Origin of the sequence: Vibrio sp. 10N.261.51.C6 (genome assembly GCF_041471785.1) — a bacterium.
GTDB lineage: Bacteria > Pseudomonadota > Gammaproteobacteria > Enterobacterales > Vibrionaceae > Vibrio > Vibrio crassostreae_C.
In genome coordinates this window covers 7,093-32,339 of sequence record NZ_JBFRPB010000066.1, presented here as the reverse complement: position 1 = coordinate 32,339, position 25,247 = coordinate 7,093, and the positions used below count along the sequence as shown (strand labels likewise).

The following is a 25,247-nucleotide window of genomic DNA, read 5'->3' as shown; positions in this document are numbered from 1 at the left end:
GGTAATCAAAAAGATTTTCTGGAATAATGCGCCAAAAACATCAGCCACTAACTTGAATATCAATACTAAGGAAATTCATGACTGCTCAAAATATTGATGGAAAGCTAATTTCTCAAACGGTTCGCTCCGAAGTTGCTGCACGTGTAAAAGCTCGTACTGAAGCTGGATTACGCGCTCCGGGCCTAGCGGTTGTTTTAGTGGGTGAAGACCCTGCTTCTCAGGTTTACGTTGGAAGTAAGCGTAAAGCGTGTGAAGAAGTTGGCTTCGTATCTAAATCTTACGACTTGCCAGCCACTGCGACAGAAGACGAATTGTTAACACTTGTAGACCAACTGAACGACGATCCAGAGATCGACGGTATTCTTGTTCAACTGCCTCTACCAGCAGGCATTGATAGCACTCACGTTCTTGAGCGTATCACGCCAGAAAAAGACGTTGATGGCTTCCACCCCTACAATGTCGGCCGTTTGGCTCAGCGCATGCCTAAGCTTCGCTCTTGCACGCCAAAAGGCATCATCACGCTGCTTGACCGTTACAACATCGACTTACGTGGTAAGCACGCGGTTGTGGTTGGCGCATCAAACATCGTAGGTCGCCCAATGACGCTAGAGCTTCTTCTAGCAGGTTGTACGACGACAACATGTCACCGCTTCACCAAAGACCTTGAAGGTCACGTGCGTCAAGCAGACGTTGTTGTAGTTGCCGTTGGTAAACCTAACTTCATTCCTGGCGCTTGGATTAAGAAAGGCGCTGTTGTGGTCGATGTTGGTATCAACCGTTTAGAATCTGGCAAACTAGTGGGCGACGTTGAATACGACGTAGCGAAAGAAAGCGCAAGCTTCATCACACCTGTGCCGGGTGGTGTTGGCCCAATGACGGTTGCGAGCCTAATCGAGAACACCATGATCGCTTGCGAGCAATTTCACTCGAAGTAGTCCGCAGCGCATATAAATAAAATTAGAAAGCCGCAACGTGATGAACGTTGCGGCTTTTTTGATGCTTTGGTACTTAGCTATTCGTCTTTACAACGGGGTGACTCGCTTTTGATGAAGTGCTCGTTGCTACTTATCTGGAGTCTCGACTTTTTCCGTCTGTTCAGAAGGCGGTAATAAACTAATAAGCTCACACTCCGTTGATATGAGTTTTTCCAACTCAGATCCTTGTGTAATTAAACGGAAATCACCGCCATTAATCACCCCAAGAGGAATGGCTTTAGGATACAAAGCGTTAAACTCTTTTAAATCAAATGCCTCGGTCAAACCTGTACTTTTAATTTGGCTACCCTGAGCCATCAGTGAGTTAAGCTTAGAATAGGTAATCCCTTCCGAGAACAGACTTCGATTGCTATTGCGGCTCACTTGATGTCTTTCATGCTTAGTCTCTGACGATTCAAGCTCAAACACCTTATTGGCACCAAACTCGTCTTGGTAATGCATGCTGACTAACGGGTTGGTTTGACGATAAGGCGAGACGATCATCGCACGCCCTATCCCATCGAGTTCCAAATTGTTTTCCGCGTGGCTTGAAGCTGGGTTACCAAAGTAAACATTCAAGTTATCCATACGAGCTAAGCGAATGCTTTCCCAGTTAGTATCAGCAAGCACACTGTTGATGTTGTGTGTGGCTAGCACCTTGGCAAATTGTCTTGCAAAGTGAGTGGCGCCAAAGAAGATAACCCCTTGCGCTTTCTCTTGAGTGACCCCTAGCCTTCTCGCCCACCAGCTCGCGGTAAGGCTCTGAATCACAACCGTACCAATAATGACTAAGAACACCATGGGCACGAGCAGATCTGCGCCTTCAATCAATTGCTTCTCTTGCAGTTTTATCGCAAACAGAGAAGAAACCGCGGCTGCTACGATCCCGCGAGGTGCCATCCAACTCAAAAACCATTTATCCGCCGAATTAAGATCCGTACCGATCCCGCTGATCCACACGCTTAACGGGCGAGCCACCAACATAACCACCGCTAGCAACCCAACCCCACCCCAGCCTATCGAGAGGAAGGTTCCGGAGTCAAGCCTGCTCGCTAACAGAATAAACAACGCAGAAATAAGTAACACGGTCAGGGTTTCTTTGAATTCGATGATGTCTTCGATATCCAAGCCCTTCACGTTGGCAAGCCAGATCCCCATGATGGTCACGGTTAATAAACCCGATTCTTCACTCAGATCATTAGAAAACGAGAACGCCGCCAACATTAGCGTCAGCACAGCCACATTACGTAAATAGTGCGGTACCCAATGCCCTTGCAGCATCTTGGCAATCAAATGGCCACCGATGCTCCCTAAGCCTAAACCTATGACTAACGTCAGGCCCAGAGCTGACAGAACGTGTCCGGTAGGGTCGGCAGAAGAAACAATGTACTCGTAGACGAGAACCGCAAACAGAGCGCCAATCGGATCAATTACTATCCCTTCCCATCGCAAGATACTGCCTAACGAAGATTTAGGCTGAATACTGCGAAGCATGGGCACGATTACCGTAGGGCCAGTTACCACAACTAATGCACCAAACAGTGCGGCTAACGGCCAACTGAAGTCCACAAAGTAGTATGCCCCCACCACGATACACGCCCATGTAATCAACATGCCGAAACTTACGAGGTGAGTCACCATCCGGCCATGGCCTCTGATTTCTTTGAAATTTAGGGTCAATGCTCCTTCAAACAAGATGATGGCAACCCCTAAGGAGATCATAGGAAACAGCACATCACCGAAAATGGCATCGGGATTTAGAATATTCAGGCCGGGACCTAACAATAGGCCAACGATAAGGAGAGGGAGAATGGCGGGAAGACGTAAACGCCAGCCGAGCTGCTGACAAGCTAAAGACAAGAGTCCAATTAACGCCAAAGAAGAAGTAATCGACAAATCCATTTGTGCCCCTAAAAGGTTTGCACCACACCCTGTGGTACAAACTATTCAATGAAATAAGAAAGCCTACGTTCTTACACTATAGGCTCTCTTTTTCACGCTAACCGAATATTATTGTGATTAATCAGTCACTTTACTATAGGGGGAGTAAAGTCATGATCAGTTAACTATAGAGAAAGTACAACACCAGCAATAGCAGCACTCATTAGGTTAGCAAACACACCTGCACAAATTGCTTTGAAGCCATATTGTGAGATGAAAGAGCGACGTTCTGGAACTAAGCTGCCCAAACCACCGATAAGAATCGCCATGGTAGAGATGTTAGCAAAGCCGCATAGAGCGAAAGTTACGATCGCTTGTGAGTGCTCACTTAGCGCCTCTTTAGCATCCATTAGTTGGATGAAAGCCACGAACTCGTTCACGACAATCTTGTTACCGATCAATGAGCCCGCAACCACAGCCTCAGACCACGGCACACCGATCAGCCATGCAACGGGTGCGAACACATAACCTAGTAGAAGTTCGAAGCTTAGGTTTACGCCAAACCAACCACCAACAATACCTAGCAAGCCATTCAGCATTGCAATCACACTGATAAAGGCAAGTAGTGTCGCACCCACCGCAACGGCAATACGAAGTCCAGACATAGCCCCATCTGCCATTGCCTCAACTACGTTTGTTGCTCGTGGAATTTCAACGTCAGACTCAATATTTTCTTGAGCGTCATCTGCGCTACCTGGTACTAAGATCTTAGCCATCAATAGGCCAGCAGGTGCAGACATGAATGCCGCAGCGATCAGGAAGTTTAGGTCAACGCCAAGCGATGCGTAACCCACTAGCGTACCACCAGCGACAGAAGCCAAACCACACACCATCACAGCAAACAGTTGTGAATCCGTCATGTGCTTCAAGTAAGGCTTAACCACCAATGGAGCTTCAATCATGCCAACGAAAATGTTTGCAGTCGCAGACAGTGACTCCGCACGACCTGTGCCCAAGAACTTTTGTAGTGCGCCACCGATAAGGTTGATCACCTTTGGCATAAAGCCGATGTGGTACAAACCAGAGATCAGTGCAGAGAAAAAGATAATGATGCCTAGAACGTTAATCGCGAAAACAAATCCGTTATTCGTTAGGCCACCAAATAGGAAGTTAATCCCCTCTTGACCGTAGTTGATCAAGCTAGATACCGCACCTGTGGCTGCATTCAACGCTTCTTTACCCATTGGTACATACAGAACCAACAGCGCGAATGAGATTTGTAATAAGAAAGCCAAAGAGACTGTTCTTAGTGGAATATTTTTTCTGTCCGTAGATAGTAACCAAGCGGCAACTAAAATAGTGATAATTCCAAGTAGCGAAGCCATGTGCGTCAACCTAAAAGTTGTAGATAGGAAAGGCGACGCATTCTATAGAGGAAATCGTTTGCGGCAAGCTGAGGTTGTTAATGTGATGTTGGGGTAATCACGATTTAACTATGAGTATAATTAAGTTATTGAATTTTAATAATTAACTTTGATTAAAAAGCGTACTTTTTCCATATGGAAATTATATTTATAGATTAGGAAACAGTTAGCGATGCAGTTCAACGCAAGTTTTGAGGTTTTTGTCCCAATACGTCGGCGACCCGATATGATCTTTAATGAACTCAATCACTGCCGAAAGCTTCTTCGGCATATTCTTTCGGCTCGGGTAAACGGCATAGAATGGCATCAGCTGACTGGCTCTCCACTCTGGCAATACTTGAATGAGCTTGCCCGTTCTAAACTCTTCTTTCACTAAGTAAGTCGCCAAATAAGCAACGCCCCACCCTGATACTGCCGCGTCTCGTACTGCCTCAGCCAAATCGACTGAGTAATCGCCCGCGACTTTGACGCTGAGGTTTTCTTGCCCGTTGTCAAACGCCCACGATGTGTAATCTCGTTCACGGCTGCGATAGATAAGACAGTTATGGTCAATCAAATCGGAAGGTACATGTGGCGTCCCAGCCTTAATCAGATAATCCGGTGACGCAGCCACCACAAACTGACTGTCGGCTAATCGCTGCGCAATGTAACCTTCAGGCAAATCTTCATTGTTGGTGATCCAGAGATCCAAGCGCTCTTCAATCATGTCCACCTTATAGTCGAACAAGTGGACCTCGATTCTCAATTGAGGATAAAGCTGTCTGAGTTGATCAATCGCCGGAATGATATGGAGTGTGCCAAATGACTGCGACAACCCGACGCGTAGTATTCCAGAGATATCATCGCGCTGGCTGTCCATATCCATCTGAGCTGCTTTCACCGTGTTAAACAGCTGCTCACAATGTTGATAGAATACGTCTCCCGCTTCAGTCAGCGTGAGGCTTCGTGTGGTTCGTTGTACCAACTTGATGCCGATTGAGTCTTCAAGCAAAGCGACTTGCTTACTGATATGAGACACCGAAACGTTCAAGCTTTTTGCAGCACTGGTAAAGCCTTCGTGCTTGATCAGCGCATGGAATATCACCATCTGTGCAGCTCTATCTGTTAGCACAAGATCACCTTATTAAATCTCTGAAATATAAAATCAAAAAGGACTCCGAAGAGTCCTTTAGTTCGTTCTGCCTATGATAGGCCAAATGCTATTCAAAGCGACTTAGGTCTGTTAATCAAACTTAATTCTGTCGGCTAGGTGGCTTACTGCCAAAGCAAAGTAGTAAGAACGATTCCACTTCATTAACACATTGTAGTTGTTATAAATGAGGTACGAACGTCCGGTTTCATCATCCGGCATGATTAACCAAGCTTTAATGTCTTCATCAAGTGTTGGCAGTGGGCGATCGTCATAGCGTTTAATACCGAGTTCAGACCACTCTTTTAAGTATTTCGCTTTGTCTTCGTCTCGACCTTGTAAATCGATCGACACAGTTGACGGAACATGAACCTGACGACCCCAAGTATATTTGTCATCCCACCCTGATTGGCTGAGATAATTGGCCGCCGAAGCAAATACGTCTTCTTCAGTGCCCCAAATGTCTTTCTTGCCATCACCACTGCCATCAGCGGCGTAAGCTAAGAATGAGCTTGGCATAAACTGAGGTTGACCCATCGCACCAGCCCAAGAGCCTTTCATCTCTTTTGGTGCAATATGGCCTTGATCAAGAATCTTCAATGCCGCCATCGCTTCGCTACGGAAGAAAGCTTCTCGGCGTCCTTCATAAGCCATGGTCGTTAGGGCGTCGATAACGCTGTAATTGCCCGTGAACTTACCAAAATTACTCTCAACGCCCCATAGCGCGACAATGAATCTTGGTTGAACACCATATTCATCACCAATACGCTTTAACGCGGTGTAATGCTCCTTGTAGAGTGACCTTGCTTGCTTCACTTTCCAATCTGGAACCGCTCGTGGAATGTATTCATCCAGAGTCAGTTTTTTCTCAGGTTGGTTTTTGTCGGCTTTTACCGCTCTTGGCTTAAACGTTACACCATCAAAGGCTTCATCAATGATCGCTTCAGAGATGCCTTCTTCACGGCCTTGTTGTTTTAGTTTTTCTACATATTGCTCGAAGCTCAGTTCTTCAGCTTGTACTGAACTTATGGTCAGGCTATTACCCAATAGTAATGCCGACACAGCCAATATGGTTTTCGAAAATTTACTCAACGATCACTCCTCCTTGAATTGAGGTGGCTATCACTCTTCGTCTTGAGATTTCTGTTGAGCTTTACGCTCTTTATGAAGCTCAAGTTCGTTAACTGGTGGTGGCGGAACCTGTAAAAAGAAACCATCGGTATTCAGTGATTCTTTCACTTTTTCGATGTTTACTTGAGCCAGTTTACGGCCATCCATTTTAATTACCATTACAAAACTAGGTTTACCAAACATTTGCATCAATGCGTCAGGAACTTGTGAAAAATCATCCTTCTTAGGGATATAAAGGTATGTTCCTTCTTTCTTTGAGCTTTTATATATAGAACACAGCATGACAAACCTTTTAATTGATTATGACTACAAAACTCTCACTTGCGAGATCAATAGTTTATGTTAGGGAAATATTGGGAACAAAACGTCCATTTGACAACAAGATTACTTGCTGTGCTTGGTTTGGGAATATAACATGATAAACCTAGTTTCAGGCAATGCCCTTTATTTTATTGATAAAGAAATTGTACTAATCCGCTATTGAGGTCCTGTAGTTTTTCGATGTCTAGTAACCCAGATCTAAAAGGTAGCAGCTTTACGCTATCTGTTTTGCACTTATCCGATGATCAAGTCGAAAATGCAGTCTCTTTTCTTCAAGAGAAAGTAGACCAAGCACCTACGTTTTTCGCTGCCGCACCTGTTGTTATCAACATCAGTAAAGTCGCGGGCGATATCGATTTTGTGCAACTTAAAAATGGTATATCTCAAGCGGGCATGATCCCGGTTGGTGTGGCAGGCTGTTCTGATAAGCGAATGCAAAACCTCGCTAAAGAAGCCGGTTTTGCAGTGATGACGGCAAGCAAGTCGCCATCTCAAGCTCCAGCGAAAATGGCACCAATCAAAGTGATTAGAACCCCTATTCGTTCTGGTCAGCAGGTTTATGCGAAAGATGGCGATCTATTGATACTCAGCCATGTGAGTGCAGGCGCGGAAGTGATTGCCGATGGCAGCATCCATATTCATGGCACTTTACGCGGCCGTGCGATTGCAGGTGCAAGTGGTCAAACTGAAGCAAAAATAATTTGTAATGACTTACAAGCCGAGCTGGTTTCCATTGCTGGAAATTACTGGCTCAGCGATCAAATTGAAAGCGAGTACTGGCAGAAGAAAACCATGTTCAGTATGGCAAACGATGTATTACACGTTGATGTCCTCGCAATATAAGAGAAATAAAAGGAAAACAGAATGGCACGCATTATCGTTGTAACGTCAGGTAAAGGCGGGGTAGGCAAAACGACCTCCAGTGCAGCTATTGCCTCGGGTCTGGCTTTAAAAGGAAAGAAAACCGCAGTTATCGACTTTGATATCGGTCTGCGTAACCTAGATTTAATCATGGGTTGTGAGCGTCGTGTTGTGTACGACTTCGTTAATGTTATCAATGGTGAAGCGACGCTGAACCAAGCGATGATCAAAGACAAGCGCACAGAGAACCTGTTCATTCTTCCTGCTTCTCAAACTCGTGATAAAGACGCACTAACAAAAGATGGTGTTCGTCGTGTATTTGATGAACTGGATGAAATGGGCTTTGATTTCATCATCTGTGATTCTCCTGCGGGTATCGAACAAGGCGCTCTTATGGCGTTGTACTTCGCTGATGAAGCGATTGTAACCACCAACCCAGAAGTCTCTTCAGTACGCGATTCAGACCGTATTCTAGGTATTCTTGACTCTAAATCTCGTCGTTCTGAAGACGGCTTAGAGCCAGTGAAAACACACCTTCTATTGACTCGCTACAACCCAGCACGTGTAACTCAAGGTGAGATGCTCAGTGTTGAAGACGTTGAAGAAATCCTGCACATCTCTCTACTGGGTGTAATTCCAGAGAGCCAAGCGGTACTGAACGCATCGAACAAGGGTGTTCCAGTTATCTTTGACGAAGCAACCGACGCAGGTATGGCTTACAATGATACTGTAGAGCGACTACTGGGTAGCCAAGTTGACTTCCGCTTCTTAACGGAACAGAAGAAAGGCATCTTCAAACGACTGTTCGGGGGCTAATGCACAATGTCATTATTAGAGTTTTTTAGACCACAGAAAAAGACAACCGCAAACCTAGCCAAAGAACGTTTGCAGATCATTGTTGCCGAACGACGCAGCCATGACGACCCAGCGCCGTCTTACCTGCCGCAACTAAAAGAAGACATCTTGAAGTGTATTGCCAAGTACGTTGAGGTCGATCCATCAATGGTTGATCTGACTTTTGAACACAAAGATGACGACATCTCAGTGTTAGAGTTGAATGTTAAGCTTCCAGAAGAAGATCGATAATCTTTCTGAACAAGATTGGCAGGTAATACACTTGCTTGTATTGATTGAATAAAAAAGAGAGCCTAGGCTCTCTTTTTTGTATGTGCAGTTTATAACTGTAACTAAGTTAGGCTTTAAAGCAGCAAGCGGTTATTTGATCGCTTTACTCAGCTTTTCGCCAACCACATCTAAACGCCAGCCTTGCATAACATCAGGCAGCTTTTCTGGGTTACGATCGTGCTTCCACACCCAGCTTAACATTTGGTTAAGTTGCTTCTTCGATGCCAAGAATTCCGTCGCCAAACCACTGTGTTGTGATGCTGTTTTCACTTCATCTTTCAGCACTTTGAACAGTTGCTTGTAGCCAGGGAAGTCCATTAGACGTTCTACTGGTGCTGGGTACTCTTCTTCTGGTGTATGTTCCGCTAACTTTACGATTGAGCTGATCTTCGCACCATGGCGACGCACAGAGCGGTAATCAAAACCCTCTTGCTCCATGTGCTTGGGATCTTTCATCGCAAAACGCGCCACAGCCCATAGGTCTTGTTCTTTGAAGACAAAGTTCAGCGCTAAATCGCGCTTGATTGCTTCTTTTAGACGCCAAGTTGCTAGAGGTCGTAAGATCGCTAATTGCTTAGGTTTAAGCTGCCACGCCCCTTTAATATCAAGGTAGGCTGTATCTGGGTTTACTTTACGAATGCGCTTGGCAACTTGTAAATCAGACTCTTGCTGAGCCGCTTCCCACCAGCCAGCTTCCATCACTTTTTCTAGAAGCTTGTTGTACATTGGCATTAGGTAATGCACGTCTGCCGCTGCGTAGTCCAATTGCTTTTGAGAAAGCGGACGCGCTAGCCAGTCTGTGCGAGATTCACTCTTATCGAGATCGACACCGACAAACTCTGAAACCAGAGCAGCAAAGCCCGTTGATAAACCATGACCTAAGAAAGCCGCCATGATCTGTGTATCAACCATTGGTGTTGGTGTACAGCCAAATGCGTTCTGGAACACTTCCAAATCTTCACCGCACGCGTGCAGCACTTTCAATACTGATGCGTCTTTCAACAAGGTAACGAACGGTGTCATGTCATCAAGAGCAATAGGGTCAATCAGTGACAGCGTTTCACCATCAAATAACTGAATCAAGCCTAATTGAGGGTAATAGGTTCTAGTACGAACGAACTCCGTATCAAGCATAACGACATCGGCTTCACGTGCTTGTTGGCAAACTCGCTCAAGGTCTTTCAATTGGGTAATGATTTGATAATCCACAAAAACTCTCACAGGTTTCTATTTGATCGCCGGATACAAAAATGCCGACATTAACTGTCGGCATTCTAACACCATTTTTCAGCGCTCGCTTAGATTAAGCGCCTCAATGGTTTTGGTGCAGTACTTTCGCGCAAACGGGCTAATTATTCGCTAGCGCGTTTCGCAAGTTCTGCATCGTTTTCTTCACGCAGTACGCGGCGTAAGATCTTACCTACGTTAGTCTTTGGAAGATCATCTCTGAACTCGACTAATTTAGGGATTTTGTAACCCGTTAAGTGCTCGCGACAGTGCGCGATAATGTCTTCTTTGGTCAGGCTAGGGTCACGCTTCACAACGTAGATCTTAACCAATTCACCAGACACTTCATGAGGTTGACCGATAGCTGCTACTTCAAGCACTTTACCATGCAGAGCCACAACGTCTTCAATCTCGTTCGGGTAGACGTTGAAGCCTGATACAAGAATCATGTCCTTCTTACGGTCAACGATGTACAACAAGCCTTCGTCATCAAACTTAACGATGTCACCTGTCGATAACCAACCGTCTTGATCGATCACTTCTTTGGTCGCTTCAGGGCGCTGCCAGTAACCTTGCATCACTTGAGGGCCACGAACTTGTAGCTCGCCTACTTGGTCATTAGCAATAACCTTACCTTCATCATCAACAATACGAACTTCTGTCGATGGTACTGGTAGGCCGATAGCACCTGTGTAGTCTTTCAGGTCGTATGGGTTACCCGTTACCAGTGGTGAACACTCAGTTAAGCCATAGCCTTCCAATAGGTGAATGCCTGTCGCTTTCTTCCATTGCTCAGCAACAGCGCGTTGAACCGCCATGCCGCCGCCAACAGATAGGCGTAGGTTACTGAAATCCAACTCGTGGAAATCTTCGTTATTAACTAGCGCATTAAACAAGGTGTTTACGCCGGTAATTGCGGTAAACGGAACCTTTTGCAGCTCTTTAATAAAGCCAGGAATGTCACGAGGGTTAGTAATTAGAAGGTTACGACCACCCATCTCAACAAACAGTAAGCAGTTCACCGTCAGTGCAAATACGTGGTAAAGCGGTAATGCCGTTACAACCAACTCGCGGCCTTCTTGCAGAACAGGACCGTAAGCCCCTTTCGCTTGAAGTACGTTCGCAATCATATTGCGGTGCGTTAGGATTGCGCCCTTCGCTACACCTGTTGTACCACCAGTGTACTGTAGGAACGCGATGTCATCACCCGCCATGAACGGTTTCACATATTGAAGACGACGACCTTTGTGCAGCGCTTTTCTGAATGAGATAGCACCCGGCAGATCATACTTAGGCACCATGCCTTTTACGTATTTCACTACAAAGTCGACAATTGTCCCTTTCGCGCGTGGCAGCATTTGCCCTAGGCTAGTTAGAACAACGTGTTTAACCGGCGTGTTATCAACGACTTTCTCTAGCGTGCTCGCAAAGTTAGATACGATAACAATCGCCTTTGCACCAGAATCGTTCAGTTGATGTTCAAGCTCACGAGGTGTGTACAGTGGGTTGACGTTCACTGCAATCATACCTGCACGCAATACACCAAATAGTGCAATTGGGTATTGCAGTAGGTTTGGCATCATTAGCGCGACGCGATCGCCCTTCTTCAGTTTCAAGTCATTCTGTAGGTAAGCGGCAAAAGCACGGCTGCGCTCTTCAAGCTTACGGAATGTCATAATCGAGCCCATGTTCTCGAATGCAGGTTGGTCCGCGTACTTCTGTACCGACTGTTCAAACATTTCTACAAGAGATGGGTACTGATCTGGGTTGATCGTTTCTGGTACGTCACTTGGATAACGTGAAAGCCAAGGTTTGTCCACTATGTTACTCCTCGTTTATCAGCTGACGACTGCTTCGCCGCTTTTTATCATTGCGGTATTACAGCACAGCTTTAGTGCATGAGCACTAAAAGGCTCAAACACTTGTTTAAATTTTGTTAACTACACCAAGAATTAGCTCTGAAACTAGCTCCGGGCTCTCTAAATGGCAATGATGTCCGCCAGGAACAGTCTCTATATTCAGAGAACTATGGGCTGATTTGTAGCGATTATGCTGCAAATGTCGGAATCCATCATTTCCTAAAACTATTAATTGAGGGCATTCAATAGCCGCCATGATCGCTTCAGCGTGCGCCTGTGACATTCGATATAACGAGTCACATTTTAGGTTAGGGTCGCATCGCCATTGCCAAGAGTTATCTAACTCGACAATTCCTCGCTCGACAATAGGAGCAATTAATTCAGCATTGATTTGATTGGCGTGAGCTCTCAGCTTAATAGCATCCTCAAGGCTTGCCAGAGGACGTGAAGGCTTTCTTCGCTGTCGAAGACGACTGAGTACCCCATCTCTCAAGCGAGAAACCGTTTCTTGGGGAGCTTCTGAAAGAGGTCCGTGACCTTCAATTTGAATTAATCCTGACACCTTTTCAGGAAAGGCGGCACTATAGCAACTTGCGATCAATGCACCAAGTGAATGTCCTACCAGTACCAGTCTGTTTGGCGATAATTTAGTCACCAACTGATGCAAGTCATCAATATAATCATGAAATGGGTAGTAACTTCCCGATTTGTGCGACGAGAAGCCGTGTCCGAAAAGGTCGATAGCAATAAGGTGAGCATTGGGCGCAAACTTGGCGACTTGCTGCATAACCTGGTTAAAACTGGACGAATTGTCCAACCACCCATGAATAAAAACGACCGTCGTTGCGGTCGTTTGTGGGTTGCCAATCTGTTGTGTTGCAAGCGTCCCGCTCGCGAGGGAGTATGACTTTTCAATCATCAAACACTTAGTTCCATCTGTTTGCGCAATCAACGTCTAAAAAGTTAATTACTCTACGTCCTGTATCACTCGACCTTGTCTTGGCATCGTTTGAAAACTGCGACAATGTAAACTTCTGCACGAGTAGTAGGTTGGTGCAAAATCATTAACAACAACGCGCTCAGTAATGTTCCACAGTCGTTGGTTGTCCACTTTCATTACAGGGAAGGTGTAAGGGTATTCCCCTATTTTTCCATCTTCACTCCCGCTTGACTGACCAACCAAAGTAATCAGACGACCTTCTGCAAAGCTTAGAGGCTCAACATACCCTTCAATATAACCAACAAAACGTCCGCTTGGCTCTGCGTCTAGGTCTGGCTTACCGCTACTCGAAATCGGCATATTAGCAACTTCGATTCGAGTCTTATCTTTCAAGTTGGTCACTTTAGAGATAACGCCACCTAATCGAACACTTTTCGCCTCCGGTAGTTGGTCGACCCACTGTTGGTAATCACTAATTACAGGCTCTGATTTTGCTTCAAGTTCGCTAGGAAGTGATGAACACCCGGCAAGTACCAAGACACCAAGAGAAAGGGCTATTAAGCGTAATTTAGAGAGATAATTTGACATGGTTCTGGTCCTTAAACAGGCATTAATAAGAAGCTCTAGATGTAGATATCGACACCGATAAGCTTTGCAAGTTCTTCTTTCTTCGCCTGATTCATTACATCCATATACTCTTCCATAGCCTTACGTCCTCGGCCTTCTGGAAGATCATACTGGATTTGAGCCTTGTGTAGTTCAGACTCTTTAACTTGACGAATAGAGTGAGAAACAGCATTAGCCACCTTAGTCGGTTGCCCAACCGCAGTGCTAGCATCAGATTTTTTTGCCTGCTCCTTCTTTTTAATTCGATTCGGCTTAGACGTGCTGCCTATCGAAGAAGGAGGTAAGTTGTTAATTGATACCATGACTAAATATCTGCCCTCTCAAATCTAAATAATACGCATTTAGACCTAATTTGCATCAGAACCTTGTAAAAATTATTCGCGACCTGGCAGTTTCTTCCAAGTCACTTTGTCACGAAGATAAACTGGCTCAGATTCTTCTGCTGCAACCGCTTTACCTTCTGCGTAAGCAAATTGAGCAAGGAACGCCATATCTTGAGCTTCTGGGAATAGCACTTCACACGCTTTGGTGTTGATCGCAAGTGTATCCATATGCTCGGCATAAGCTTCCCAGCCGGTACCGACTTTCGCCCATATTTCAGAATCTGCTTCTAACTGCGCAGCCAGTTCACTTGGTGGCGTTACACATTCGGCATCAACCGCAGTCCAACGACCATCTTGTTCGCGGCTGTAACGAGCCCAGTACACTTCGCTCATACGCGCATCAATCGCTGTTGCTACATGAGTTTCACCAAATTTACGGTAGCTGCCTTGCGCCATCGCTGCCAGTGTAGAGACACCAATCATTGGTAAATCCGCACCAAAAGCCAAGCCCTGAGCAATACCAATACCAATACGCACACCCGTGAAACTGCCTGGGCCTTGGCCAAACGCGATAGCATCGATATCGGTTAAAGCGACATTCGCTTCTTTCAGTACTTCATCCACCATAGGTAGAATTTTCTTCGTATGGTCTCGAGGAGCCTCTTCGCTACGTGCGAACACCTGGTCACCAATTACTAATGCAACTGAACAGTTTTCAGTTGCGGTATCTACTGCAAGAATTTTCGCGCTCATTTGTGTCTCAAATATTCGTTATCTAATCTAAAAATAATGGCTAAACTCAACAATGCCAATTACTCAGCAGCGGTTGAATGGTCTTTAGCTAAGAATTCTTTAATGACCCCTAAGTCACGTGTACGAGGGATAGGCGGTAAACTCGCCAAAAATATGCCACCGTAATCGCGAGTCACCAATCGGTTATCGCAAATAATCAAAGCACCATTATCGCGCTTGTCACGTATCAATCGGCCGACACCTTGTTTCAAGGTAATCACAGCGTCTGGCAACTGTACTTGTGCAAAAGGATCACCCCCTTTTAGCTTACAGTCCTCGATTCGAGCCTTAAGTAAAGGGTCATCAGGGGCTGTAAAGGGCAATTTATCGATGATAACACAGCTTAATGCGTCGCCCCTAACATCTATCCCCTCCCAGAAAGCACCTGTAGCCACCAGCAATGCGTTACCTAATTCCATGAATTCGGCTAAGGTTTTTTGCTTACTTGTCTCACCTTGCAATAGAACGGGAACCGAGAGGGTTTCACGGAATCGCTCCCCCAACTCTTTCATCATGCTGTGTGAAGTACACAAGAAGAAACAGCGGCCTTGGTTTTGCTCAATCACAGGAGTCAGCATTCTTACTAGCTTATCCGCGAGACCGGAGCTATTCGGTTCTGGAAGATAACGAGGCACACACAAGCGCGCTTGATTCGGATAATCAAACGGGCTCGGCAGTGAAAACTGTGCCGACGGTTTTAACCCTAATCGAGAAGTAAAGTGTTCGAAATCATCCGACACCGCCAAGGTTGCTGAGGTAAACACCCATGCGCCCGGCTTCAGCTCAATCTGTTCGTGGAATTTATCGGCGACAGAAAGCGGTGTGATATGCAGAGCAAAGTGGCGCGGTGTAGTGTCATACCAATACGAATAGCCAGTGATCGACACATCGCACACACGTTCGATACGCGACTTAATCATATTTGCGCGTTCGAAAGCGGTATCTAACAGCTGGCTTCGCCCAAGTGCTAACTTCAATACATCAACAGCAAGTTGCAGAGCATCTTGCAAACGAACTAACTCGCGTGCAATCGACTCGGATTTCAAAGCTTCGCGCCAGTTACCACGAAAGCCGGTATCACCAAGCACAATACGCAGATCGGCTGACGATTGAACGAGCCTATCCCCTACTTTCTGTAGCTGACGCATGTCTTTGGCTTCAGTTCGGTAAGCAATTTCAATGTCTTTGGCTAACTCTTGGATCTGTCGACTGGAAACCGATTGTCCGAAGTACTGGCTGGCGATGTCAGGAAGTTGATGTGCTTCATCGAAAATAAACACGTCAGCTTCAGGTATCAATTCGCCAAATCCGGTTTCTTTGATCGCCAAATCAGCTAGGAAAAGGTGGTGGTTTACGACCACCACATCGGAATCCATCGCTTTTTTACGCGCTTTAAGCACAAAGCAATCGGTATAGCTTGGGCACTCTTTACCCAAGCAATTATCATTGGTCGAGGTAATGGTTGGAATAACCGGGCTGTCTTCAGCGATATCATCACAATCGCCTAAATCACCCGTTTGAGTGGATGACGACCAACTACGAACTTTGACTAACTGAGCCAGCAGCGTTGGATCGGTATGAGCACCATGACTCTCGATCATTTGGCGGCTGAGTCTGTCCAAACACAAATAGTTTGAACGTCCTTTGAGCAACGCAACTTGACCATAAAAGCCAAGCGCATCGACCATCAAGGGTAAATCTCGGTGAAACAGCTGTTCTTGAAGGTTTTTAGACCCCGTACTAATGATGGTTTTCTTGCCACTAAGCAGCGCAGGCACTAGGTAAGCAAACGTCTTACCAGTACCTGTTCCAGCCTCAACAACCAACTGGCTTTGATTTTCAATAGCTTGTGAAACCGCTTCAGCCATGTCTAACTGAGCTTGTCTTGGTTGAAACCCAGGGATAGCTTTGCCCAGAGCGCCATCAGCAGAAAACGTTTTAGATATCATAGAGTACGAAGTTTAGAAAAAGAGAAGGAGAATTATGGCAGGTTTAGTGAGCCGGCGCGAATCAAGAATGACTTCGCACCGGAGGTGTTTGGTTTGGCTTGACGTGGCTTAAGTTACCTTGAAGGTAAGAATTGAAGAAGTAGGAATTAGAGAATCGTTTTTATTTTCGACTGAGATAACGTGATAGCCAAGGAGCACCTTCAAAATGGTTATCACCAGGCTGTATGGCTTTCGCTGCATCGGTTGGTGAGGTCTTACTTTCCCACATTTCATCTAGAACATGACCATCTAATTCGGTACCTCTCGCCAATGAATTCACTCGCTTGCAGTACAGTTTTTTGGCTAGTAACTCTTTATCCATAAGTATCACCTCTATTTTTGGCCAAGGCGTAAATGCCTCGGTTGAAGTTCAAATGCGTACTACGGTCAAAACTTTTAAAAATGAAGCTTCTGCCTGTTTTTCTATCTAAAAACTGATATTTCTATATCAAACAATTTATCAAAGCGATAAATGAGCAGCAGAATTTGTTGAAACCAACTTGATAATAGATTAATTATAACGGTGATATTGCGGCTCAGTTCACCGTTCGACGGCCTGCATTAAATTTGAAGAATCCCGATTTCATATAATAAGTGCAACATTTCATGGAAGTAAGATGCAAATGGAAAGAAAAACTTTACTAACACATTGTACTGATGCCCCCGGCCTCATCTCTAAGATCACCAATATTTGTTATAAGCACCAACTCAATATTATTCACAACAATGAGTTCGTAGATAACAAAAGTGGCCACTTCTTTATGCGCACCGAGCTGGAAGGCTATTTCAATGATGAAACCTTGCTTGCCGATTTAGACCAAGCCCTGCCACCAAATACGAAACGTAAGCTTGTTGATTCGTCTCGCAAGCGTGTTGTGATACTCGTGACCAAGGAAGCACACTGCCTTGGCGACATTCTAATGAAGAACTTCGATGGCAGCTTAGACGTTGAAATTGCGGCCGTTGTCGGTAACTACGACATTCTACAAAGCCTAACCGAGCGTTTTGACATCCCTTACCACCATGTTTCTCACGAAGGGCTAAACCGTGAAGAACATGAGAAAAAGATGCTAGAAGTGATTGACCAGTACGAGGCGGATTACCTTGTTTTGGCTAAGTACATGCGAGTGCTGACACCAGGTTTTGTTGAAAAATACCACCACAAGATCATCAATATCCACCACAGCTTCTTGCCAGCATTTATTGGCGCGAAGCCATACCAACAAGCGTATGAGCGCGGCGTGAAGATCATTGGCGCAACGGCACACTTTGTGACGAATGATTTGGATGAAGGTCCAATCATCAAGCAAGATGTTATCCCTGTGGATCACAACTTCAGCGCGAAAGACATGGCACAAGCCGGTCGTGACGTAGAGAAGAATGTATTAAGTAAGGCGTTAAACAAGGTGATCAATGATCATGTGTTTGTTTACGGCAACAAGACTGTAATTCTGTAAATCGGATATTCGATTTCCGGTAAGACTTCCAGTTAGAACCCAATAAAAAACGCGCAATAGGGAAAGCCCATCGCGCGTTTTTTGTATCTGATGATCAGACTCGCTTTGAGAGATTCCCGACTACGCTCCTTCGTCGCTATCGGGAATGACGAACTCGGTGATGAACCTTCGAGCTATAGGCTCTAACATACGCTCTCGAACGCTCAGTCTGTCACTATCCAAAGATAGACTCTGGCAAATTTCATCGAACACCCCGTCATTCCGACGAGCCAAGGCGAGATCAGGAATCTCTTTCCTAGCAACTCTCTATTCAAATTAAGCCTGTTCTGATTCCACAATCTTCTTCAAAGAGTGTGGATGCAGCTTGATGCAAATCCCTTGATGTTTAAAAGCCACTGTTGGGTTATTCAAGCGTTCACCCTCGCCTTTCGGGCTAGAGAGTTTGATCTTAACGCCTTGCTCACCCAGCGTTTCAAAGTTAGCAGCGAACTGCGGGTAAGTTTCTTTAAGATCCGCTAGATACTCATCAGCTGTTTGGGCATGAGAAGGAATCACAAACTCTACATGTTCCCAATCTTGGCTTGGGTAAATCTTACCTTCTGCTGGATATGGCAGCTCCAAACATTCAATTTTCCAGCCAAGGCTTTGCAAGGGTTCATCGAAAGCCAACACCACAATTGGACGACCATTAATCATCGCCTCAGAAATCATAGAGCCGTACTCAGACCACGCTTGATGGGCAGATTTCGCTAGCTCAGTGTCATTGATTCGCAGCGCAATATGATCCGCTTGAGCAAAGCTTAAATCCAAACCTAATGTATTTCCTAGGCTCTCGATTTTTGCCATAAAAGTATCAAGGCGGGCGATCATTTGTTGTGGTTCTAGTTCAGCTTGCTTCAGGCTCATCATCATTGTCTGTGTTCTCCAAATAATGGCTGCATGTTATCAGTTTTGCCTTTTGCAACAAGCGTTGCTTTTACAAAAAACACTCAATAACTATGTTCTTTTCGCTCCTTAAACATGCAAACGCGTCTTGCTAAAAGTCGATTGTCAAAAACCACTCAGGAAATGTTAATTTTCTATCAATTCGACCTATAAGAAACCGCACAAAATTGGTATGATTACCGCCATTTCTGTGAACTTAAACAGAGTCTGCTGCTGATTTTGGCATTAAATCGTTAACTAGAAGCATAATTAACCAATTTAATGACCAAGAATTAACGGCCACTCTTATCATCCTTGAATTGAAGGAAACGCGTGTGAATATCCAAGCACTTATTAATGACAAAGTATCTCAGGCTCTAGAAGCCGCTGGCGCACCTGCAGGCTCTCCTGCTGCTGTTCGTCAATCTGCAAAACCACAGTTTGGTGACTACCAAGCAAACGGCGTTATGGGCGTTGCTAAACGACTAGGCACTAACCCACGAGAATTTGCTCAAAAAGTATTGGACGTTCTAAACCTAGACGGTATCGCGTCTAAAGTTGAAATCGCAGGTCCGGGTTTCCTAAACATCTTCCTAGATGAAGCTTTCCTAGCCAAACAAGCAGACGCAGCATTGGCTGACTCTCGCCTTGGTGTTGCCGTTGCTGAAACGCAAACTATTGTTGCGGATTACTCTGCGCCAAACGTTGCTAAAGAAATGCACGTTGGTCACCTACGTTCAACTATCATCGGTGATGCAGTAGTTCGTACTCTAGAATTTCTAGGCCACAACGTTATCCGTGCTAACCACATCGGTGACTGGGGTACTCAATTTGGTATGCTTATCGCAAACCTTGAGCGCGTTCAGGCTGAGTCTGGTGAAGTTTCAATGGAACTTGCTGACCTTGAAGGCTTCTACCGTGAATCTAAAAAGCTCTACGATGAAGACGAAGAGTTCGCAGTTAAAGCACGTGGCTACGTTGTTAAACTGCAAAGCGGCGACGAGTTCTGCGCAGAGATGTGGAAGAAGCTTGTTGACGTAACAATGATTCAAAACCAACGCAACTACGATCGTCTAAACGTGTCTCTAACACGTGATGACGTAATGGGCGAAAGCATGTACAACCACATGCTTCCAACTATTGTTGCTGACCTAAAAGAGCAAGGTCTTGCTAAAGAAGATGACGGCGCACAAGTTGTATTCCTAGACGAATACAAAAACAAAGATGGTGACCCAATGGGCGTTATCATCCAGAAACGCGACGGCGGCTTCCTTTACACAACAACCGACATTGCTTGTGCAAAATACCGTTTTGAAGAACTAGGCGCAGACCGCGTTCTTTACTTCATCGACTCACGTCAACACCAGCACCTAATGCAAGCTTGGACTATCGTTCGTAAAGCAGGTTACATCCCAGAATCTGTTTCTCTTGAGCACCACGCATTCGGCATGATGCTAGGTAAAGACGGTAAACCATTCAAGACTCGTGCAGGCGGTACTGTTCGTCTTGCTGATCTTCTTGATGAAGCCGAAGTTCGTGCAGCGCAGCTAATCGAATCTAAGAACCCAGAACTAGCAGAAGACGAGAAGAAAGCGATCGCGAACACTGTTGCTATGGCAGCGGTTAAGTACGCAGACCTTTCTAAGCACCGCACTACTGACTACGTGTTCGATTGGGACAACATGCTTGCATTCGAAGGCAACACAGCACCATACATGCAGTACGCATACACTCGTGTTGCTTCTGTATTTGCTAAAGCTGGCATTTCTATGGACTCTCTTGAAGGTGAAATCAAAATCACTGAAGAGAAAGAGAAAGCACTTATCGCGAAACTTCTACAGTTTGAAGAAGCAGTTCAGTCTGTTGCTCGTGAAGGTCAACCACACATCATGTGTAGCTACCTGTTCGAACTAGCTGGTCAATTCTCTAGCTTCTACGAAGCGTGCCCTATCCTAGTTGCTGAAGACGAAGCTGTTAAGCAGAGCCGTCTGAAGCTTGCTGCACTAACAGCGAAGACGATCAAGCAAGGTCTATCGCTTCTAGGTATCGACACTCTAGAGCGCATGTAAGCGATTCGAGATTCGAGATTCGAGATTCGAGATTCGAGATTCGAGATTCGAGATTCGAGATTCGAGATTCGAGATTCGAGAAAATTAGAAAGGTTGACGTGAAAGCGTCAACCTTTTTTTTGTCTGGAGGTTTGTTTACTCGATTATTTAAGCGATTAGCTAACCTACACAGCAAGAGATCTCCTATTACGCTCATTCGTCGCTCTAGGAGATGACGAGAATAGGTGTAGTGAATCCAAGACAACATCAATGATGCGCCATCAAACCACACCAAATCGTTATCCCTCTTCTCACCATCATTCCCTACAGTGAGGGACGAACGTGATAGGGAATCTGCTTATTGAGAACGTAAGCCCTAGCCACATTCAAACTCCGACCTTATACTCATGTAAAACAATTAATTGGAAAGATCATGAGCTTCGAACTTCACCCGCAACTTGCGAAAGACACCACACTTATCGGCGAATTTCCACTGAGCTTAGCCCTGCTACACAAAGATAACGCAGTGCCTTGGGTTATCTTGGTACCAAAACGTGCCAACCTAAAAGAGTTGCACCACTTACCAATGAAAGAACAACAGCAGTTCTTACACGAATCTCAAGCAGTAAGCCAAGCATTAGAAGCGACGTTCCAGCCAGATAAGCTCAACCTAGGCGCACTAGGTAACATGGTTCCACAACTGCACATCCACCATATCGCACGTTTCAAAGATGATGTTGCATGGCCTGGTCCAGTGTGGGGCAATACCACAGGTGAACAGCGCAGTGAAGAAGATCAAGCCGCTATCCTGACTCGTATCCAAAACGTTCTGTCACTGAGCTCTATCTTCAAGAAAGCATAATTCGAGTTCATCTCATTGAGCTTTAAAGCAAAACACTTCAGAAAAGACACATAACAAAAAGCCGCTCATCTTAGATAAGCGGCTTTGTCATTTTCTAATCTCGCCTTTTTCAACGAGAGTCTGAAGACCGAACTACATCATCACGTTAAGCGACAAACCATCTTGTTTGCTGATGGTGTAGCGAATACGCGTTGTATGACCATGCTTATTCGTATCGACCAAGCGAGAAACTTTCCCTTTCTTGACCCAAACACTCAGCATCGCATCGACGCCATCTTCACTCATGCCAAACTTTGCAGCGAGCTCTTTACGAGCCGCAACGCCGTGGCTATCAATGTATTGATGAAGTTCAGTTAAAATCATACGACTTGCACCTCTAGTGCTTTCTGCTTACTGCCCACTTTCTTGAAGACGCGATACGTCACCACAAAACCACCAGCAATCGCCACCATCCATACTGCACTTGTCACAGGATGCGCAGCAAAGTTTGCCGCTTGGTAGTAGAACGTCGCACCAAAGTAACCAAGAGCCATCGTCCAAACCGCGATGAAGCGTGCAAACGTCTGACCAAATTCACGAACATAAGCACCCATCGCGGCCACACAAGGCGTGTAAAGCAGGATAAGAATCAAGTAAGCGAATGCCGCATGACCAGATACAAACTTGTCTTTCAAGTTACCAAAGATAGAGGTATCGACTTCTTGGTCAGCTGCTACAGAATTAGAGTCAGACAAGTCGCCAACTTCAATACCTAATGGATCTGAGTAGCTCAATCCGGCTAGGTTTTCAGGGATCGTCATTACCGCTTCTTGCAGGCTTGCTGCTAAGTCAAACTCAGCTGCTTCTTCATCAGAAGGCGTTGTATATAGGCTATTTAATGTACCAACAACGGCTTCTTTAGCGAAAATACCTGTGATGATACCAACCGTTGCAGGCCAGTTCTCTTCAGTAATACCAATTGGTTGGAATACAGGTGTTACAACTTGAGCTGCTCTAGACAGTACTGAGTTTTCGCTATCTTCGTTACCAAAGCTGCCGTCCATACCTAGAGAGTTTAGGAAGCTAAGAATAGCCACAACCATCACGATTGTTTTACCTGCACCAAGTACGAAACGCTTCAGCTTCTGCCAAGTTTTCAACATTACGTTTTGCACTGTCGGCAATTCGTAATCTGGCATTTCCATCACTAAGCTATCACTGCTACCTGGGTAGATCGTGTTTTTCAGGAACAAACCCGTAAATACAGAAGCAACGATACCCATGATGTACAGAGCGAATACTACGTTTTGTCCTGCACCTGGGAAGAACGCCGCCGCGAACAGTGCGTATACCGGTAAACGAGCACCACATGACATAAACGGCGCCATTGATGCTGCTAGTTTACGTTCGCGCTCTTGGTCAAGAGTACGAGTTGCCATGATTGAAGGCACGTTACAACCAAAGCCCAGTACAAGTGGGACAAATGCTTTACCCGGTAAACCAATCTTCTGCATCACTTTATCAAGTACAAATGCAGCACGAGCCATGTAGCCTGAGCTTTCTAGTACCGCTAAGAATAGGTAAAGCGCTGCGATAACAGGAATAAAGGTCGCAACCGTTTGGATACCGCCGCCAATACCATCAGCAAGTACAGTGACTAACCAAACTGGTAAATGGCCATCTAATAAGTGGTGTCCACCATCAACTAATATTGCTCCAACACCAATATCGAAGAAGTCGATAAACGCACTACCGATATTGATAGAGAACATGAACATTAGGTACATGATAACGAAGAAGAAAGGAATACCGACCCATTTGTTCAAAATGAATTGGTCTGCTTTCTCTGTAAAGTTACGGCTTAGTTTGCCTTCGCTGCGACGAACACGTTTACAAAGGTCATGTAAGAAAGTGTATTTAGCGTCAGCAACAGCAAGGTCAATATCGAAATCGGCACCAAGACGCACGCTATCAATTTGAGTGCGAGTTTGTGGGGCTAAACCATTCAATACCAAGTAATCATTTTCTAAAGCACGAATCGCTAGCGCTCGGTGAGATACGTCAGCATCATCAAATTGTGACTCAACAGAAGGGATAAGAGCTTCTAACGCGGCATCGTAATCAATAGAGATAGGGTCAAGGCTCACACCTTGAACAAGCAGTTTATGCAGACGCTCTTTAAAGCGAACCACTTGACCTTTATCGTTTGCAGACAAGCTTAGAACTGGGCAACCTAGCTCTTTTTCTAGTGCTTTAAGGTTAATCACCTGACGTTCGCGCTTTAATACATCCATTTTGTTCAACACAACGATCATTGGGCGACCCAACTCACGCAGCTGTAATGTCATATATAAGCTTCGTTCTAGACAGTTAGCGTCGACAACATTGATGATCACATCTGCTGGGTGAGTTAAAACAGCGCGAGACGCGATAGACTCATCGATGCTGTTCGCATCATTACCACTGTCTAGTGCGTAGATACCCGGTAAATCCGTTAGTTGAAACTGATCACCAGCGTGCGAGTATAAACCCGTCTTCTTTTCAACAGTGACACCAACCCAGTTACCAACGTGCTGCTTAGCACCAGTCAGTGCGTTGAACAGTGTTGTTTTACCACTATTCGGGTTACCAACGGTAAGAACTTGATAATCCATTTAGATAACCTCGATTTGTTCTGCAATGCTTTCACGAATGGCGATAGAAACACCTCTCACTTCAACTTGAAGCGGATCACCCATAGGTGCACGGCGGATAAGCGTCACCTCGGTTTTTGGCAACATACCCATGACCATAAGTTTCTTCCTTACGTCTGGTGTTAAACCTGTTAGTGCAACAATAGAAGCCGCCTTTCCTTGCTCTAGTTGTGAGAGTTTCATAAGTACCCAATTCGTGACTGATAATGAGAAAGATTGTTATTAACGCCATGATACACATACATGCCCACAATTCTATTGTGTGAAATCAATGTTTTCGAAAATACATACTCGTAAGTTTCGTTAAAAACGTTTACGTCAAAAACGTTACTTTCAACAACTAGCGAGAACTACCTCACTAGTACAAACCCTCCCAAACAAAAACAAATCATTAATTATCAATCACTTGAGACAATGTCGGTTTTCTCATAGGTATCTGTCGTTAATTTTATAAGTAAAATAAGTAGCTGGACGTATAGTTACTCCATCGAAGAGAAACTACTTCTCTTTAATTTTATTCCAGAGGTGATATGGCTTTGCTATATCACTCCGGCAGCAAGCGAAGGTGTCGTTGGCACCCGTGGTATAGTCCCCCCGGCTATGCCACGATATTTTTTTTCTTCCCTTTGTTTTATCCCAACAACCTTTTTAAACTCCCCATTTATCTCGTATCTCGTATCTC

24 protein-coding genes are annotated in these 25,247 nt (G+C 45.2%); 7 read left to right on the top strand and 17 right to left on the bottom strand.

Annotation, left to right across the window (positions count from 1 at the left end):
• The first annotated feature begins 77 nt into the window (after positions 1-77).
• Positions 78-935: a bifunctional methylenetetrahydrofolate dehydrogenase/methenyltetrahydrofolate cyclohydrolase FolD gene (gene folD, locus AB4375_RS17895; protein ID WP_017062367.1), complete on the top strand. Its 858-nt coding sequence runs from the start codon at positions 78-80 to the stop codon at positions 933-935.
• A gap of 126 nt (positions 936-1,061) precedes the next feature.
• On the opposite strand, the gene AB4375_RS17890 is transcribed toward folD, so the two are convergent.
• From AB4375_RS17890 to AB4375_RS17870, 5 genes are all read right to left on the bottom strand, one after another.
• Positions 1,062-2,876 carry a cation:proton antiporter gene (locus tag AB4375_RS17890; protein WP_372052184.1) on the bottom strand — a complete coding sequence of 605 codons (1,815 nt, stop codon included), beginning with the start codon at positions 2,874-2,876 and terminating at the stop codon, positions 1,062-1,064.
• 164 nt (positions 2,877-3,040) lie between these two features.
• Entirely contained in the window at positions 3,041-4,240 is a 1,200-nt protein-coding gene (locus AB4375_RS17885) for a NupC/NupG family nucleoside CNT transporter (RefSeq protein WP_372052183.1), read from the bottom strand.
• A gap of 205 nt (positions 4,241-4,445) precedes the next feature.
• On the bottom strand, positions 4,446-5,366 hold the full coding sequence (locus AB4375_RS17880; RefSeq protein ID WP_017063421.1) for a LysR family transcriptional regulator: 921 nt from the start codon (positions 5,364-5,366) through the stop codon (positions 4,446-4,448).
• Between the two features lie 135 nt (positions 5,367-5,501).
• Positions 5,502-6,500, bottom strand: a complete 999-nt coding sequence (locus AB4375_RS17875) for a lytic transglycosylase domain-containing protein (RefSeq protein WP_017062371.1) — start codon at positions 6,498-6,500, stop codon at positions 5,502-5,504.
• 30 nt (positions 6,501-6,530) lie between these two features.
• On the bottom strand, positions 6,531-6,821 hold the full coding sequence (locus tag AB4375_RS17870; protein ID WP_017062372.1) for a YcgL domain-containing protein: 291 nt from the start codon (positions 6,819-6,821) through the stop codon (positions 6,531-6,533).
• 219 nt (positions 6,822-7,040) lie between these two features.
• On the opposite strand from AB4375_RS17870, the gene minC reads away from it, so the two are divergent.
• The 3 genes from minC to minE are packed head-to-tail and all read left to right on the top strand — an operon-like array spanning position 7,041 to position 8,807.
• Positions 7,041-7,703 carry a septum site-determining protein MinC gene (gene minC, locus AB4375_RS17865; RefSeq protein ID WP_017063419.1) on the top strand — a complete coding sequence of 221 codons (663 nt, stop codon included), beginning with the start codon at positions 7,041-7,043 and terminating at the stop codon, positions 7,701-7,703.
• A 21-nt stretch (positions 7,704-7,724) separates the two neighbouring features.
• Entirely contained in the window at positions 7,725-8,537 is an 813-nt protein-coding gene (minD, locus tag AB4375_RS17860; protein ID WP_009848498.1) for a septum site-determining protein MinD, read from the top strand.
• 6 nt (positions 8,538-8,543) lie between these two features.
• The gene (minE, locus tag AB4375_RS17855; protein ID WP_010436847.1) at positions 8,544-8,807 is read left to right on the top strand and encodes a cell division topological specificity factor MinE; all 264 of its coding nucleotides are present in this window, start codon (positions 8,544-8,546) and stop codon (positions 8,805-8,807) included.
• A gap of 129 nt (positions 8,808-8,936) precedes the next feature.
• Here minE and rnd read toward each other — a convergent pair whose 3' ends face one another.
• From rnd to AB4375_RS17815, 8 genes are all read right to left on the bottom strand, one after another.
• Positions 8,937-10,055 (bottom strand): ribonuclease D, encoded by a 1,119-nt coding sequence (rnd, locus tag AB4375_RS17850; RefSeq protein WP_017062374.1) that lies wholly within the window; start codon positions 10,053-10,055, stop codon positions 8,937-8,939.
• A 143-nt stretch (positions 10,056-10,198) separates the two neighbouring features.
• A complete protein-coding gene (gene fadD / locus AB4375_RS17845; protein WP_017062375.1) occupies positions 10,199-11,893 on the bottom strand; it encodes a long-chain-fatty-acid--CoA ligase FadD in 1,695 nt (564 codons plus the stop codon).
• A 106-nt stretch (positions 11,894-11,999) separates the two neighbouring features.
• Positions 12,000-12,851 carry an alpha/beta fold hydrolase gene (locus tag AB4375_RS17840; protein WP_372052192.1) on the bottom strand — a complete coding sequence of 284 codons (852 nt, stop codon included), beginning with the start codon at positions 12,849-12,851 and terminating at the stop codon, positions 12,000-12,002.
• A 48-nt stretch (positions 12,852-12,899) separates the two neighbouring features.
• Complete coding sequence (locus tag AB4375_RS17835; RefSeq protein ID WP_017070299.1) at positions 12,900-13,460, bottom strand: Slp family lipoprotein; 561 nt, start codon at positions 13,458-13,460, stop codon at positions 12,900-12,902.
• Positions 13,461-13,495: 35 nt separating this feature from the next.
• On the bottom strand, positions 13,496-13,801 hold the full coding sequence (locus AB4375_RS17830) for a hypothetical protein (protein ID WP_017062378.1): 306 nt from the start codon (positions 13,799-13,801) through the stop codon (positions 13,496-13,498).
• A 72-nt stretch (positions 13,802-13,873) separates the two neighbouring features.
• On the bottom strand, positions 13,874-14,575 hold the full coding sequence (gene tsaB, locus AB4375_RS17825) for a tRNA (adenosine(37)-N6)-threonylcarbamoyltransferase complex dimerization subunit type 1 TsaB (protein WP_017062379.1): 702 nt from the start codon (positions 14,573-14,575) through the stop codon (positions 13,874-13,876).
• A 59-nt stretch (positions 14,576-14,634) separates the two neighbouring features.
• Positions 14,635-16,563: an ATP-dependent DNA helicase gene (locus AB4375_RS17820; protein WP_372052182.1), complete on the bottom strand. Its 1,929-nt coding sequence runs from the start codon at positions 16,561-16,563 to the stop codon at positions 14,635-14,637.
• A gap of 160 nt (positions 16,564-16,723) precedes the next feature.
• Positions 16,724-16,924 (bottom strand): hypothetical protein, encoded by a 201-nt coding sequence (locus AB4375_RS17815; RefSeq protein WP_017062381.1) that lies wholly within the window; start codon positions 16,922-16,924, stop codon positions 16,724-16,726.
• 301 nt (positions 16,925-17,225) lie between these two features.
• Between AB4375_RS17815 and purU the strand changes: the two genes are divergently transcribed.
• Positions 17,226-18,059, top strand: a complete 834-nt coding sequence (gene purU / locus AB4375_RS17810) for a formyltetrahydrofolate deformylase (protein WP_372052181.1) — start codon at positions 17,226-17,228, stop codon at positions 18,057-18,059.
• A 315-nt stretch (positions 18,060-18,374) separates the two neighbouring features.
• On the opposite strand, the gene AB4375_RS17805 is transcribed toward purU, so the two are convergent.
• On the bottom strand, positions 18,375-18,971 hold the full coding sequence (locus tag AB4375_RS17805) for a VOC family protein (protein ID WP_017070298.1): 597 nt from the start codon (positions 18,969-18,971) through the stop codon (positions 18,375-18,377).
• 347 nt (positions 18,972-19,318) lie between these two features.
• Here AB4375_RS17805 and argS point away from each other — a divergent pair, with 347 nt between their 5' ends.
• A complete protein-coding gene (gene argS / locus AB4375_RS17800) occupies positions 19,319-21,052 on the top strand; it encodes an arginine--tRNA ligase (protein ID WP_017067376.1) in 1,734 nt (577 codons plus the stop codon).
• Between the two features lie 412 nt (positions 21,053-21,464).
• On the top strand, positions 21,465-21,893 hold the full coding sequence (locus AB4375_RS17795; RefSeq protein WP_372052180.1) for an HIT family protein: 429 nt from the start codon (positions 21,465-21,467) through the stop codon (positions 21,891-21,893).
• A 132-nt stretch (positions 21,894-22,025) separates the two neighbouring features.
• On the opposite strand, the gene AB4375_RS17790 is transcribed toward AB4375_RS17795, so the two are convergent.
• From AB4375_RS17790 to AB4375_RS17780, 3 genes are read right to left on the bottom strand one after another with little or no spacing between them, the layout of a single operon-like run.
• Positions 22,026-22,256, bottom strand: coding sequence for a FeoC-like transcriptional regulator (locus AB4375_RS17790; RefSeq protein ID WP_017061938.1), 231 nt, complete (start codon positions 22,254-22,256; stop codon positions 22,026-22,028).
• Entirely contained in the window at positions 22,253-24,526 is a 2,274-nt protein-coding gene (gene feoB / locus AB4375_RS17785; protein WP_017061939.1) for a Fe(2+) transporter permease subunit FeoB, read from the bottom strand. Before feoB ends, AB4375_RS17790 begins: the two co-directional genes overlap by 4 nt.
• Entirely contained in the window at positions 24,527-24,748 is a 222-nt protein-coding gene (locus tag AB4375_RS17780; RefSeq protein ID WP_004734203.1) for a FeoA family protein, read from the bottom strand.
• Between the last annotated feature and the right edge of the window lie 499 nt (positions 24,749-25,247).